Origin of the sequence: Paraburkholderia sp. C35 (genome assembly GCF_003121405.1) — a bacterium.
GTDB lineage: Bacteria > Pseudomonadota > Gammaproteobacteria > Burkholderiales > Burkholderiaceae > Paraburkholderia.
In genome coordinates this window covers 18,852-32,841 of the sequence record NZ_QBUY01000103.1, presented here as the reverse complement: position 1 = coordinate 32,841, position 13,990 = coordinate 18,852, and the positions used below count along the sequence as shown (strand labels likewise).

Annotated in this window: 11 protein-coding genes; 3 read left to right on the top strand and 8 right to left on the bottom strand. The window is 63.9% G+C overall.

Translation table 11 applies throughout. The annotated features are described in order from the left end of the window. On the bottom strand, positions 1-1,544 hold a 1,544-nt coding region (locus tag DK391_RS36065; RefSeq protein WP_162601008.1), incomplete at its 3' end, for an AsmA family protein. Between the two features lie 119 nt (positions 1,545-1,663). On the opposite strand from DK391_RS36065, the gene DK391_RS36060 reads away from it, so the two are divergent. Both DK391_RS36060 and fetB read left to right on the top strand, forming a co-directional pair. Further along, positions 1,664-2,380, top strand: coding sequence for an ATP-binding cassette domain-containing protein (locus DK391_RS36060; RefSeq protein WP_109482783.1), 717 nt, complete (start codon positions 1,664-1,666; stop codon positions 2,378-2,380). Continuing rightward, the gene (gene fetB / locus DK391_RS36055; RefSeq protein WP_109482782.1) at positions 2,377-3,180 is read left to right on the top strand and encodes an iron export ABC transporter permease subunit FetB; all 804 of its coding nucleotides are present in this window, start codon (positions 2,377-2,379) and stop codon (positions 3,178-3,180) included. The genes DK391_RS36060 and fetB overlap by 4 nt, the downstream gene beginning before the upstream one ends. A gap of 13 nt (positions 3,181-3,193) precedes the next feature. Here the strand turns inward: fetB and DK391_RS36050 are convergent, their stop codons facing one another. Together DK391_RS36050 and DK391_RS36045 are read right to left on the bottom strand one after the other, a co-directional pair. Beyond that, positions 3,194-3,754: a DUF6013 family protein gene (locus DK391_RS36050; protein WP_109482781.1), complete on the bottom strand. Its 561-nt coding sequence runs from the start codon at positions 3,752-3,754 to the stop codon at positions 3,194-3,196. Between the two features lie 194 nt (positions 3,755-3,948). Further along, on the bottom strand, positions 3,949-4,965 hold the full coding sequence (locus DK391_RS36045; protein WP_109482780.1) for a zinc-binding alcohol dehydrogenase family protein: 1,017 nt from the start codon (positions 4,963-4,965) through the stop codon (positions 3,949-3,951). Positions 4,966-5,133: 168 nt separating this feature from the next. On the opposite strand from DK391_RS36045, the gene DK391_RS36040 reads away from it, so the two are divergent. Further along, on the top strand, positions 5,134-6,126 hold the full coding sequence (locus DK391_RS36040) for a LysR family transcriptional regulator (protein ID WP_204117503.1): 993 nt from the start codon (positions 5,134-5,136) through the stop codon (positions 6,124-6,126). An 11-nt stretch (positions 6,127-6,137) separates the two neighbouring features. Here DK391_RS36040 and DK391_RS36035 read toward each other — a convergent pair whose 3' ends face one another. From DK391_RS36035 to DK391_RS36015, 5 genes are all read right to left on the bottom strand, one after another. Then, complete coding sequence (locus DK391_RS36035) at positions 6,138-6,449, bottom strand: hypothetical protein (RefSeq protein ID WP_109482779.1); 312 nt, start codon at positions 6,447-6,449, stop codon at positions 6,138-6,140. Between the two features lie 88 nt (positions 6,450-6,537). Continuing rightward, positions 6,538-9,345, bottom strand: coding sequence for a DNA ligase D (gene ligD, locus DK391_RS36030; protein ID WP_109482778.1), 2,808 nt, complete (start codon positions 9,343-9,345; stop codon positions 6,538-6,540). 74 nt (positions 9,346-9,419) lie between these two features. After that, positions 9,420-10,373: a Ku protein gene (locus DK391_RS36025; RefSeq protein ID WP_109482777.1), complete on the bottom strand. Its 954-nt coding sequence runs from the start codon at positions 10,371-10,373 to the stop codon at positions 9,420-9,422. A 199-nt stretch (positions 10,374-10,572) separates the two neighbouring features. Continuing rightward, a complete protein-coding gene (locus DK391_RS36020) occupies positions 10,573-11,808 on the bottom strand; it encodes a cytochrome P450 (protein ID WP_109482776.1) in 1,236 nt (411 codons plus the stop codon). 124 nt (positions 11,809-11,932) lie between these two features. Beyond that, positions 11,933-13,912 carry a glycosyl hydrolase family 28 protein gene (locus DK391_RS36015; protein ID WP_239483048.1) on the bottom strand — a complete coding sequence of 660 codons (1,980 nt, stop codon included), beginning with the start codon at positions 13,910-13,912 and terminating at the stop codon, positions 11,933-11,935. Between the last annotated feature and the right edge of the window lie 78 nt (positions 13,913-13,990).

Sequence of the window (13,990 nt, the reverse complement as noted above, 5' to 3'; positions counted from 1 at the left end):
TGCGTGTAGAGATCGGTGATCGGCAGCGCCGGGTCCTTGATGATGCGGCGGCCCGTGAATTTCACGTCGGCATCGATGGCCTTCCAGCGGTCGGTCTTGAACGCTTCCGTCGGCAGCGCCTTGTCGGACGGCTGACGCGCGGTGTCGCCGCGCTTCGCCTTGCTCGCATTGCTGTCGGCGCCGATGATCGGCGCGAGATCCTTGAACTGCAACAAATTCGAGACAAGCGTGCCTTCAAGCAGCGGACGCGTCGCGCGCTGTGTGTAGATGACCGTGCCGTTCAGATCGCTACCGCCCACGCGGCCTGTAAAATTTTCATAGCGGAACACGCTTGCGCCCGGCTTGAAGTTGCCGATCAGATGGCCTTCCGTCGCGTATGGCGGCGTTTCGGGCAGCGTGATGCCCGTCAGGTCATACAGATGATCGAGGCTCGTGCCCTGCAGCCAGAGACGCAGATCGACGGCCGCGAGGTGGGCCGGGTCCGTCACGGTGCCGACAAGGGCGATGCGCAGATCGCCCGCTTTCACGTCTGCCTGCACCGGGAACGGCCGAGACATGTCCTGCAACGCGAGCACGCCGCCGAGCTTGCCGCTGCCCGATACGGGCGAACGGTTGTAGGTCCCCTTCACCGTCCAGCCGATGCCGTATTGCGGCGCGTTCGCGCCCTGCGCGACGGCTGTACCCGTCGCACTGGCAGGTGCGCCCGGCGCGGCAACAGGTGCCGATGCGCCTTGCGCCGTGAGACTCGATGCGCCCACGCCCGCGGGCGCCGACGCGCCCGACGCCACGGGCAAAGCAGGCGCAGCAGCCGATGCCGCCGAAGCCTCGGAAGCCGCCGCCGCTTTCGCCTGCGCAGTCAGTTGCTGCGCGCCCTGCTTACCCACCACTTCCGCCGACGATTTCCGCGACGCCTCTTCCTGCTGCTTCATCGCTTCGCCAATGGGCACAGGTTGTCCGAGCGTATCGACGACCGCCTGCATCTCGATCTTCTTCTGCTGGTCGGAGAGCGCGATGGTGGCCTTGTTCAGCTCGATGTCGTGCAGATCGAGCTTCCATTCCGACGGCCCCGCCGACGACTTCAGCTTGAACGTCCAGTTATTGCGTCCGTCGAGCAGCCGTTCCAGATCGACGGAAGGATTCACGAGGTTGATCGCGGGAATCACGATGTCGTGCGCGAGCAGCGGCAGCACCTTCACCTGAAAGTCGATTTCGTCGAGGGTCGCGAAATGCTGCTGCTTCGTCCAGTCGGGATTGGCGATCGTGATGTTCTGCGCCGAGAAGCGCGGCCACGGCACCCACGAACGCCAGCCGGTCTCACCGACAGGATGCCGCCACCCGACCTTGAGATCACCTTCGATCGCAAACGGCCTGCCAATCGCTTCGCTGACCTTGTCGTTGACATAAGGCCGCGCGCGATTCCAGTCGAAGGTGAGAATGAAGACGGCAAGCGCGGCAATCACGATCACCAGCACTGCCAGCAGCCATGCGAACGTCTTGCCGACTGTCTTGCCAACGGATGTTCCACTCGAATGCAGCACAGCCATGAGCGCTCCGGAAAAATACGTACGTCATTTGTCTGCGCAGCACGTGGTGTGCCCGCGCGCGGGCTTCGTTATGATGATGCGCTGCGATACCTCCAACCATCATGCCCCACGACTCCAATATGACGGACGCGCCGATCGTCCATGCAAAAGGCATCGTACGACGCGACGCCGCGCGCGGCCAGACGCTGCTGCACGCAGCCAGTCTCGACATCCGCGCGGGCGAGCGCATCGCCATTACCGGCCCGTCGGGTTCGGGCAAGAGCGTGTTCATGCGCGCGCTGGCACTGCTCGATCCGCTCGATAGCGGCGAAGTGCAATGGCGCGGCAAGCGGATTGCGCGCGCAACCATTCCGCGCTACCGGCGGCACGTCGCGTACATCCGTCAGCGGCCCGCGCTGCTCGACGGCACGGTGGAAGACAACCTGCGCTATCCGTACACATTGCAAGCGTACCGCGACGTGCATTTCGAGCGTGACGAGGCAGCCGCGCTGGCATCGCAGGCGGGACGCGCCAGCGACTTTCTCGACCGTTTCGCGAGCGATCTCTCGGGTGGCGAAGCGCAGATCGCCGCGTTGATCCGCGTGCTGCAGCTCGCACCCGACGTGCTGCTGCTCGATGAGCCGACGGCATCGCTCGATCCTGAATCGGCGCTTGCCATCGAACAACTGGTGCGCGCGTGGTTCGATGCCGCACCGCATGCGCGTGCGTGGCTGTGGGTGTCGCACGACCCCGCGCAAGCGGCACGCGTGAGCAACCGTCATCTGACAATGCGCGCCGGCGTGCTCGACGATACCGCGTCAGGCGCTGCGCATGATGCAACGGAGGCTCCGCGATGATGTTGCAGAATCTCAGCCTGTGGGATGTCGCGCTGGCCGCGCTGCTGATCGTCGTGAATGGCGCCGTGTCGGTGCTGCTCAAGCTGGATCTCGAACGCAAGCTCGCGTGGGCCGCTGTGCGCACGGTGGTCCAGTTGCTCGCCATCGGCTATGTGCTCGCGTGGGTGTTCGCGTATGCGCGCTGGTATGTGGTGCTGCCGCTGATGATCGTGATGACGTTGATCGCCGGTTTCGCGGGAGCGGGCCGCGGCACGCGCACGTATGCGGGACAACGCGCCGACAGCATCCTGTCGATCTGGGCGAGCGCATGGCTGGTGGCAGCCGTCGGCCTGTTCGCGGTGATCCGCATTCGTCCGTGGTACGAGCCGCAATATGCGATCCCTATCCTCGGGATGATTCTCGGCAACACGCTGACGGGCGTGTCGCTCGGCATCGAACGGATGACGGAGGAACTGACGGCGCGGCGCGACCGCGTCGATATGGCGCTCGCGCTCGGCGCAACGCGCTGGGAGGCCGCGCAGGGACCGGCGCGCCAGGCGGTGCGCGCGGGGATGATCCCGACGCTCAACCAGATGGCCGTGGTCGGAGTCGTGAGCCTGCCTGGAATGATGACGGGCCAGGTGCTCGCCGGACAATCGCCGTTGCAGGCCGTGCGCTATCAGATCGTGATCATGTTTCTGATCGCGGCATCGTCGGCGCTCGGGACGGTAGGCGCCGTGCTGCTCACCTACCGGCGGCTGTTCTCGCCGGAACACCGGTTCCTGGCGTCGAGGCTGATCGAGCGGCGCACGAAACGCTGACGCTCCCGCCGCGCTATCGTTTCGCCGATATCGCCACCTGCGAGCCGTCGCTGAGCGTGAGCGTCTTCGTGCTGCCGTTGGTCGGCATCGAGAACCGCAGCACCTGGCTGACGCTCGTATAGTTCGGACACTTGAGCGACTTGCCGTTATTCGACACGGTCTTGGTGCCCTTCGGCGTTTGCGCCTGGAAATTCAGCTGCACGCTAGCCGTGCCGTCCTTGGCGACAACCGGCGCAAAACGGATTTGCGTCTGCCGGATCATGGCGCCGTTGGGATCGAGCGGCAGCGACGACAGATCGGGACAATCGCCGTCGGCGGCAACCGGGCCACCGGGCGGCACGGTTTTCCAGGTGAAATCGTCCGATTCACCCGAGCGGATCGTACGTGTTTCCTGCGCGTTGCCGAACTGTTTGGACGTGACCTTGACGGTGTAACGGATCGGGCCGTCGGTAGCGGCCTGTGACGTCACGGTGATGGGCGTCGCCGCGTGGACAGCGGACGCGCAGAGCGCCAGCGAAGCGCATACCAGCGAAGCAGCAACAGAAACGGCGGGAAGTTTGAAGCTGAAGCTCATACTGTCACCTCGTTGTTGTGCTGCCGCGCGGCCATGCAGTTGCTGTGCGCGCCTGACGGGCGCGCGGCGGTTTTTGCATGATGCAGGTGAAAGTCTAACGCCTCGCGACGAGGTTGGGATTCGGTGTTGGCCCTGGACTTCCCGTTTTGCATGCACCACGCAACCCAACCCGCCCAACCTCGATCAAAACCCGCTCAAAACCCAGTCAAATCCAGCTTCCCGATCGCACGCCCTTCCTCGAGCAGCTTATGCGCGCGGCGCAGATTCTCCGCATTGATCTTGCCGAGATTCTCTCCGACGGTCGTGCGCAGCGTCCCGGCGTCGACCAGACGCGCGACCTCGGTCAACAGCTTGTGCTGCTCGACCATGTCGGGCGTGCCGAACATCGAGCGGGTGAACATGAACTCCCAGTGAAACGCGGCGCTTTTCGCCTTCAGCATTTCGACGGGCACCGGCTTCGCATTCTCGACGATAGTGGCGATCCCGCCCTGCGGCGCGATCACCGTAGCCGCCGCCGGGAAATGCCGGTCGGTGTCGTTGAACATCAACACATAATCGACCTGTTCAAAGCCGATTTGCTTCAATTCCGCCGCCATATCGCCGAAGTGATCGACGATATGGTCCGCACCCAGCTCCTTCGCCCATTTCGCCGATGCAGGACGCGACGCCGTCGCAATCACCGTCAGCCCGGCCAGCTGCTTCGCAAGCTGAATGCCGATCGAACCGACGCCACCCGCGCCGCCAATGATCAACACCGTCTTGCCCGCATCGGCACCTTGGGGCGATACACCGAGCCGGTCGAACAACGCTTCCCAGGCCGTGATCGCCGTGAGCGGCAACGCCGCCGCATGCGTGAAATCCAGCGACGCCGGCTTGCGCCCCACAATGCGCTCATCGACCAGATGAAACTCGCTGTTTGCGCCCGGCCGCGTGATGCTGCCTGCGTAAAACACCGGATCGCCCGCCTTGAACAGTGTCACGTCCGGTCCCACGGCCTCGACGATGCCCGCCGCATCCCAGCCGAGCACACGCGGCGACTGCTCGACGGCGTCCTTCGGCGCGCGCACCTTGGTATCCACCGGATTCACGGAAATCGCCTCGACCTTCACCAGAATGTCATGGCCGGTCGGCTGCGGCTTGTCGATCTCGATGTCGATCAGCGACTCGGGGTTGTCGATGGGAAGATAACGGGTCAGTCCAATGGCTTTCATGACGGCTCCTTCAATTCGAAAGACGGTTTTCCAGGATTTTTCGGCTGCGTCGGCGGGTGCTTTCTTCGAACCACCACGCCGATCGCGTTGACTGAACTGTAGAAAATTCTTTACGCTGTGAAAACCAACGTAATGACTGAAACATTTTCTGGAATTTCCGAATAATTCATGGAGCCGAGCATTCAGCCGCGCATGCAGCCAACCTCCCAGCCGCCCGTCGACGAACGTGCCCGCCTCGATCTGCTCGACGTTGCGCTGTTCGTGCGCGCTGCGCTGCTCGCCAATGTGTCGGCGGCGGGCCGCGAGTTCGCGCTGTCGCCCGCCGTCGCCAGCGCGCGCATCGCCAGTCTCGAACGCCTGCTCGGCGCGCGGCTGTTGCATCGGACCACGCGGCGCGTGTCCCTCACGCAGGAAGGCGAAGTGTTCATGACACGCGCCGAAACGCTGCTCGACGCGGCGGCGGCAGCGCGCGCATCGGTGGGACGCGGACAGGCCGAGCCGCAAGGACGGCTACGCGTATCGATGCCGTCGTCGTTTGGACGGCAGCATGTGTCGCCTGTGATTTCGCAGTTTCTGCGCCGCTATCCGGGCGTGAGCGTCGATCTACGGCTGACCGACACCATCGTCGATCTCGTCGATGCAGGCGTCGATGTCGGCATCCGGCTGGGCGCGCTGAAGGATTCGACACTGGTCGCACGACGTCTGGCAGCGAACCGGCGCGTGATCTGCTGTGCGCCGTCGTATCTTGCGGAACGCGGCACGCCGCACCATCCGTCCGATCTCACGCAGCACGAATGCGTGATCCTCGCCGATCAGCGCGACTGGTCGTTCGTCACGCCGGCGGGACCGCTGAGCGTGCGCGTCGGCGGGCGGCTCGCGACGGACAACGGCGAAGTGATCCGCGACGCCTTGCTAGCCGGCTTCGGCATCGCGCTGAAATCGACGTGGGACGTTGCGCCCTACTTGCGCAGCGGCGAACTGGTGACGGTGCTCGACGCGTATCCCATCGGCGAAACGGTCGCGATCTGGGCGGTGTATCCGTCGCGCGCGTTCGTGCCACCGAAGACGGTGGCTTTCATCGATTTCCTCGCCGCGCATTTCGGCGACCCGCCGTACTGGGATACGGAGCGGGACATCGGGCGCGAACGCGCGCCACGCTGATACGCAGTCGGCTAGTGACGCTTGCGCGATTCTTCGGAATTCTCGTTTGCTTGCGCATCGTTTTGCGTGCGCTCCTGATACTCGTCGCCGCCGCGCCGGTCGGTATCTTCGAGGCCGCGTTCCAGATCGCGATGCGCCTGCTTGCCGACGCCGCGCGGTTCGGTCTCCTGCTGCGAGTCTGCGCTCTGGTCGGATTCATGCGGCAACGGTGCAGCCTGCTCATGGAACGGACGCTTCGGCACGTTGGACTGGTCGTTGCCTTCGGGACGGGTTCGCTGCTGCTCGTGTTCGTCGCCCGTCGCGTGTTGCTGCGATGTTTTCATGATGCGCTCCCTGTTTGCGCGTGACGTTTCATGAGACGGCAGGTGCGCCACGCGCGTTTGTATCGCTGTCGTCATCGATATAAGCCGTTCAATCGTCTTCCGCGGTATCGAGCCTGCGCCGCATCGTGACCGTGATGCGCTGTTTCGTCTTCGCATAGCCGGACCACGGGTCGCTTTTCAGCGCATCGAGCCGCTCGTGCAGATTCGCGATGTTCCACTGATCGCCCGACTTCGTCTCGGGCACTTCATCCCACGTGAGCGGCACCGACACGCCCATCCCCGGACGCGCACGCAACGAATACGCGCACACGGTGCTCGAACCGCGGTTGTTGCGCAGATAGTCGACGAAGATTTTTCCCTTGCGATTCTGCGCGCCCATCTTCGCGGCGAAATGCTTCGGCAGCGTGGTCGCCATGTGCTGCGCGACGGCCTGCGAGAACGCCTTCACCTCGTCCCAACCGAGTTGCTTCGCAATCGGCACGACCAGATGCAAGCCCTTGCCGCCGCTCGTCTTGCAGAACGACACGAGACCGAGCTCCTCGAGCAACTCACGCGTGAGTTGCGCGGCTTCGATCATCCGCTTCCAGCCGAGCGCCGGGTCGGGATCGAGATCGAACACCATGCGGTCGGGTTTTTCGATGTTGGCGGCCACGGCGTTCCATGTATGCAGTTCGATCGTGCCCATTTGCGCGGCGCCAACCAGCGCGGCTTCGCTTTCGATGGTCAGCAGCGGCGGATGATCCGGATCGAGCCCCGGATGCTGCGTGATGTTCGGAATCGCCAGCTTCTGGCTGTGCTTCTGGAAAAACAGCTCGCCGCTGATGTCTTCGGGTGCTCGCACCAATGACACTGGACGGTCCTTCAGGAACGGCAGCATCCACGACGCAACGTAAGCGTAGTATTCGACGAGCTCGATCTTGCGCACGCCGGTGCTCGTGTCGATCACACGGTCGGGATGGGAAATGCGCACGCCTGCGACCGTCGCGGTGTTGCTATGGGATGGGCTTGTTGCGCGCTTTTTCGGCGCCGGCGTCTTCGCCGACTTCCTGGCCGATTTTCTGGCCGAAGCTGCCTTTGTCTCTTCCGTCATCTGCTGCACGTCGCCTCCCTTGCGTGGCGTTTCGTGAACGATCTGCTTCGCGGGCTTGTCGCTGCGCAAACCGACGAACGACGCCTGCCGCACGATACCGTCGCTGGTCCATTCCGCGAAGTTGCACTCGGCGACGAGTTGCGGCTTCACCCAATGTACGGCCGTGCGGCTTCGTTCACGCGGCGCCTGTGCAAACGGCATCTTCGCTGTTTCGCGCTTGTCGAGTTCCTTCCTGATCGAGCGAAGTTTCTCGGCATCGAAACCCGTACCGACGCGCCCTGCGTATTGCAGCTTGCCGTGGGTGTCGTACACGCCGAGCAGCAGCGCACCGAAGGCCTCGCGGCTGCCCGCCGGCTCCGTGTATCCGCCGATCACGAATTCCTGGCGGCGTCGGCACTTGAGCTTGATCCACGCCGACGAACGGCCCGACACATATCGACTGTCGCGCCGCTTGCCGATGATGCCTTCGAGATGCATATCGCAAGCGCTCTTGAGCAACTGCCCGGCATCGAAGCCAAAGTCTTCCGAGAAGCGCAGCGTGTCGTTATCGACCGTGTCGAGCAGTGCGTGAAGGATCGCGCGTCGCTGTTCGAGCGGCACACCGCGCAGGTCATAGCCGTTCAGATAAGGCAGGTCGAACAGATAGATCGTGATGTCTTGCGGACGCTGCGCATCGAAGGCGTTTTGCAGCGCCTGGAAATTCGGCACGCCGTCGCTGTCGAGCACGACCGCTTCGCCGTCGAGCCACGCGCTGTCCACGCCGACACTCGCCAGCGCCTTGACCTGCTTGCCGAACTTCGCGGTCCAGTCGTTGCCTGAGCGCGTGAAAATCCTCACCGCATCTTTCGATGCCTGATCGATACGCACCAGCACCCGATAGCCATCGAACTTGATCTCGTAGAGCCAGTCGCCGCCGTCGGGCGCGCTATCGACGAGTGTCGCCAGCTGCGGTTTGAGCGCGGCGGGCAATCTTGCCTTGACGGCGCCTTCTATCGACGGATGACTGGCCAGTTCGCGCAACGATTCGGCATTGCGCGTGGCGACGATGTCCGGGCGATCGGCGGGCGCGCCCCTCGCCTTGCGCGAGGCTGCCGCCTTCGATGCCTTGAGCGATGCGTTAGCGCTTTCTGCTCGCGTCTTTCGGTTACTGGAAGCAGCACGCGCACGCTTGTGACCATTCGCGCGGCGCGCACCAGGCGCATCGGACAACACGCTCCCCTGTTCCGCTTCGAGCACATCGAAATCGGCTTCGCTGCGCGCGTCGCCATCGCGTTCCTTGATGAGCAGCCATTGTTCCTTGTCGCCGCTGCCGCGCATGTGGCTGCGCACCAGCGTCCAGCCGCCGTGCAGCTTCTCGCCATTCAGATGGAACTTGAGCTTGCCGGCTGCGTATGCGTCGCGCGCGCCGGCTTCGCCGCCTGCCGGCTCCCACGTGCCGCGATCCCAGACGATCACGGAACCCGCGCCATAGTTGCCTTCGGGAATATCGCCTTCGAACGAGCCGTACTCGAGAGGATGATCTTCGACATGGACGGCCAGCCGTTTGACGGACGGATCGAGACTCGGCCCTTTCGGCACGGCCCACGATTTGAGCGTGCCATCGAGTTCCAGACGAAAGTCATAGTGCAGACGGCGCGCATCGTGTTCCTGGATCACGAACGAGAGACTGTGCGGCTTCGCGGCCCGGCTCGATGTTCTCGCGCGCTTAGCGCCCGGTTGACGCGTGGCACGCGCGGCGATTCCCGACGGCTCCGGCGTCTGGTTGAAGCGGCGCTTGCGCTGATAGGTGTCGAGCTTGTCGGTCATGATCGATGTCCGCTGTCCGTTGCAGTGGCGTCAGCAGCGGCGGCGGCCGCGAAGTGATCCGCGAACGGTTTCGCTCAGGCCGCGCGGCGCTTACGCGCTGTCGTCGACGTGCTCTTGCGCGCGGCTGTGCCGGCCGCGCGTCGTGTGGTCTTCTTCGCAGCGGCGCGCGGTTTTGCGGGCGCTTCTGCTTCATCGTCGTTCGCCGATGCGCGCGCGCTCGATTTGCTCTTGCCACCACGTCCCAGACTGCGCTTGAGCAGATCCGACAGATCGAGAATATCCGCCGATTGACGCTTCTCACGCGGCGTTTCGATATCCATCACCTCTTCCGTCTTGCCCGCCTGCACCTTCCTGTCGACCAGTTCGAGGATGTCGTCGCGGAACGTGTCCTTGTAGGCGGATGGATCCCAGCTATCGCTCATGTCGGCGATCAGCTTTTTCGCCATGTCGAGCTCGCGCGCGGTGACGCCGGTTTTTTTCGGGCTTTCCTCGGGCACCTTGAATTCGTCGAAGGGACGCACTTCCGCGGCCCAGCGCAGCGTATTCAGCGCGAGCATCGGCCCGACGGGTATCAGCGCGGCCAGATGCTGCTTGTTGTGCATCACGACGTTCGCGACACCGATCTTGCCCGTCGCCTGCATCGCGTCGCGCAGCAAGGCGTAGACCTTTTCGCCCTTGCGGTCGGGCGTGAGGTAATACGGCGTGTCGAGGTAGAGAAACGGGATTTCCGCTGCATCGACGAACGCGAGAATATCCACAGTCTGCGTCGACTCCGGGTTCGCTGCGCGAATTTCCTCGTCGGTCAGCACGACATAGTGGTCCTTCTCGTATTCGAAGCCACGCACGATGTTCTCGCGCGTCACTTCCTTGCCCGTGCGCTTGTTGATCTGCCGGTATCCGATGGGGTCGATGGTGCGTTTGTCGAGCAGGTTGAAACCGACCTTTTCCGACTTGGTCGCCGGATACAGTTGCACCGGCACGTGGACGAGACCGAAGCTGATCGCGCCTTTCCAGATCATGTGAGCCATCGCGCGCTCCCGGGAGTTGAACTCCAGACGAAGCAGCAAGCGTGCCCAAGGGCGCAGTTCTGCGCAACGCGCGCCAGCCGTGACAGGCGCGGCACGCCGGGCCAAAGCGCCACGCTCGCGCTGTAAGTCTTGCCGCGCGACGGAAAAAGCTACGGATGCCGGATCATCGTTATTCGCACGTGTTTTGCAGCCGCATGCATCAGACGACCGTGCACGGCACGGCGGCATAGCCGCGAAAACGCACGCGTCCACCGCGCGTCGCTGCTGCGCCGATTTTGTACGATGGAAAGCGCTGCACGAAGCGCCCAATCGCAATCCTTGCTTCGAGCCGTGCCAGCGACAGTCCCGCGCATTGATGAATACCGAAGCCGAACGCGAGATGCCGGTTAGGCGTGCGCCGGATGTCGAAGCGATCCGGATCGGCGAACTGCTCGGGGTCGCGATTCGCAGCGCCGATGCACAGCGTCACGGGTGTGCCCGCCGTCACCGCCACGCCGCCGATCTCCGTATCGAACATCGTCATCCGGTTGCCGAGCTGGTTCGAGCTTTCGAAACGCAGGCACTCCTCGACCGCGCTCTCGATCCCTTCCGGCTCGCGCAGCAAGGCCGCGCGTTGTTCCGGCCATTCACTCAACGTGACGAGACCGTTGCCGATCAGATTGGTGGTCGTCTCGTGGCCCGCGTTCAGGATGAAGATGCAGTTCTGCAGCAGTTCGACTTCGGACAACTGCTCGCCGCCCGCCTCGCCCTGGATCAGACGCGTGAGCACGTCGTGTTGCGGATCGCCGGGTGCCGCGCGGCGCCGCGCGACAAGATCTTTCAGATACGCGACGAACTCCGTCACGGCGCGGTTGCCGCGTTCATGCTGCGCGGGCGTGAGCGAAGGTTCGAGCGCGCCGAGTATGGCCAGCGACCAGTCGCGCAACGGTTCGCGCTCGTCGTGCGGCACGTCGAGCAGATTGCCGATCACTTCGACGGGAATCGCCGCCGCGAACTCCCCGATCAGATCGATCTCGCCGCGCGCCGCCGCGCGATCGAGCAGCCCGTCGACGAGACGCACGAGTCCGGGCTCCATCGCGGCGATCGCGCGCGCTGTCAGCGCACCGGCGATCAGCTTGCGTACGCGCGTGTGCAGCGGCGGATCGTTGAACACGAGGCTGGTGGTGTGATGCTCGAAGAGCGGCGTTGCGCCGTACTTGGGCGCGAACTCCACTTTCTTGTCGGAGCTGAAGGTTTTCGGGTCGCGATACACCGCCTGCACGTCGCGATAGCGCGTGAGGAACAGCGAGCCGTCCGGCATCCGCTTGACGGGTTCGTGCGTGCGCAACGCGTGGTAGATGGGATACGGGTCCGCGTGGAACGATGCATCGAGATGACGCAGGTCGAAATGGCGGGCGATGTCAGCGTCGCGGGATGCGTCGCGCGATGGGTTCAAGGTTGTCTCCGTCTGTTGTCTTCGCCGCGCGCAGCGGCGCGCGGCTGACTATTCTGACTATTCGAAGCCGCCAGTATGAACCATGCCGGCGCGCGTTGCGCACGCCGGGATCCATCGGATGGGACTAGTTCGACGGGAACGGCACGAATGCCTGGCTGCAATCGACGGGCGCGACGCTCGCTGCCGCAGCAAGCGTGACCGATACCCCATTCGATGGTTGTAACGGCAACGACGTGCCGCCCGAACCAACCGAAAACTGCGCGTCCGACACCTGCATCGGCGACAGCGGCGCCACATCCGCGACGACATTGTTCAACGAGATCAGCAGCGGATTCACCACAGCCGGGTCGGGAAAACCTGTGGCGCCCGCCGACCAGCCCGCGCCGAGCAGGATCGGACTCGCGGAATTGAAACCCTGGAACGTGTAGTTCGACGCATTGACGATGCGCACACCGTCGAGAGAAATGCCCTGCAGGTTCGGATACAGGCCATTGCTTTTCGTCGGGCTGTAGTACGGCGAAAAGATCAGCGCCTGTGGCGTGAGCGAAGACGTCTGTGCGGCCGTGCGAATGCATACGTTCGCGTAGCGGATATTCGAGATCAATCCGCCGCGGCTCCAGTCGGACTTGATGCGCAAGCCGTTGTCCGCGCCGTCGATGGTCAGGTCGTACACGTTGATGTTGCTCACACTCGGGTACACACCGCCGACGGGCGTCACGTCGACATTGGCCGTGCCGTTGTCCGTGCCCGCCGTTTCGCTGCCGATGGACATGCCGTGTCCTTCGTAGAAGTGGCTGTGCGCGACCGTGATGTTGTACGTGCGGCCATTCACGGCGGCCGTGCCGCCCTTGATCGCCATGTTGTCGTCGCCCGTGCGGATCGATGTGTAGGCGATCAGCATGTTGCTCGCGTCGCCCGACAGCTTGCCGGGGTTGCCAGGGTTGCTCGTAATCACGCCGGAACTGGCTGGATCGATGCCGTCGGTATTTTTCGCGTTGAGCGTGCTGTAGGGTGCGCCCAGGTAGTTGGTCATCGCCTCGTAGGCAGCCGTCGGCGTATAGATCTTCACGCCCCACGCGGTGAAACCGTCGACGCCGCTCGGCACGACATGAAACTTCGGCGCGTTCTGCAACGTCACGCGGTAGAGCGTGAAGTTGCGGCCGTTGTTGATCTGGATCAGGCGCGGATTGTTCTGCGACTGGTTCAGCACGACGTTCGCTTTCCAGCCTATGTCCCACCAGCTCATCGCCGTGCCGTCAGGGCGTTTGAGCAGGTTCGGATCATTGGGCACGCTGCTGACCAGCTGGCTGCCGCCGCGTCCGTCGATGGTGCCGTCACCGACTACCGCGCTGTTGGCCGTTTTGTTGGTCGTGATCAGTGCGCTGCAGCCGTTGTCGCTGGCGGTGATCATGCCGCAGCTCGCCGCGCCTTTGGTCTTGTCGAACTGGCGCGGATCGCGCGACGCGTACAGCGTCACGCCCCGGTCGATCCACAGCGTGACACCGCTCGGCAACGTCAGTGCGCCCGACAGGAACGCATTGGCGCCACCCGCGCCCGCCACGAGATGCACGGCCTTGTTGGTAGCGAGACCGGTGCTTGCGGCATTCGTACAGGACGTGAGCGCGTTCTGGATGCGCACCGTGTCGGGCGCGGTGTCGGCGGCGTCGGCGCTGTCGGGCAGCAGGCCGTTGGGTTGAGCCGTGAGCGAGGCGCTCAGCGTCACGCAGACCCGCGAGTCCGCAGGCAAGGTTGGCTCAGGCGGCAGACTGCTGTCGAAGGTCGTCGTGCCGACCTGGAAGCCTGCCGCGACCACGTCCGACGCACCGCTCGCGGGCGTGGCCGCAGACGCGGGCTGATCCGGTTCCGGTGCCGGTGTCGGTGCCGGTGATACGGCGGCGTCCGACGCCGTGTCAGCCGACGCCGACGATGCCGCAGCAGGCGCCGACGCCGCGCCATTGTCGCCGTTGTGCTGCACGGCATTCGACGTGTCCCCTTGCGTCCCATTCGAGCCGCCGCATGCGCCAAGCATCAGCGCGGTGGCCAGCACGGCGAGCTTGCGTGTGTGCTCGCGGACAGATGGCGTTGGCCTTAAAGAATCGTCCATGTTCGTCTGCATTTTTATCAATCGCCCCTTGATTCCCTGGTTGATGTCTCATTCGCGTGCTCGAATCGCGCGACCCAT

Coding starts and splice junctions, on each gene's coding strand:
- DK391_RS36025 (WP_109482777.1), bottom strand. CDS start 10,373: ATGGCTCACATGATCTGGAAAGGCGCGATCAGCTTCGGTCTCGTCCAC.
- DK391_RS36015 (WP_239483048.1), bottom strand. CDS start 13,912: ATGGACGATTCTTTAAGGCCAACGCCATCTGTCCGCGAGCACACACGC.
- DK391_RS36040 (WP_204117503.1), top strand. CDS start 5,134: ATGGAGCCGAGCATTCAGCCGCGCATGCAGCCAACCTCCCAGCCGCCC.
- ligD (WP_109482778.1), bottom strand. CDS start 9,345: ATGACCGACAAGCTCGACACCTATCAGCGCAAGCGCCGCTTCAACCAG.
- fetB (WP_109482782.1), top strand. CDS start 2,377: ATGATGTTGCAGAATCTCAGCCTGTGGGATGTCGCGCTGGCCGCGCTG.
- DK391_RS36045 (WP_109482780.1), bottom strand. CDS start 4,965: ATGAAAGCCATTGGACTGACCCGTTATCTTCCCATCGACAACCCCGAG.
- DK391_RS36035 (WP_109482779.1), bottom strand. CDS start 6,449: ATGAAAACATCGCAGCAACACGCGACGGGCGACGAACACGAGCAGCAG.
- DK391_RS36050 (WP_109482781.1), bottom strand. CDS start 3,754: ATGAGCTTCAGCTTCAAACTTCCCGCCGTTTCTGTTGCTGCTTCGCTG.
- DK391_RS36060 (WP_109482783.1), top strand. CDS start 1,664: ATGACGGACGCGCCGATCGTCCATGCAAAAGGCATCGTACGACGCGAC.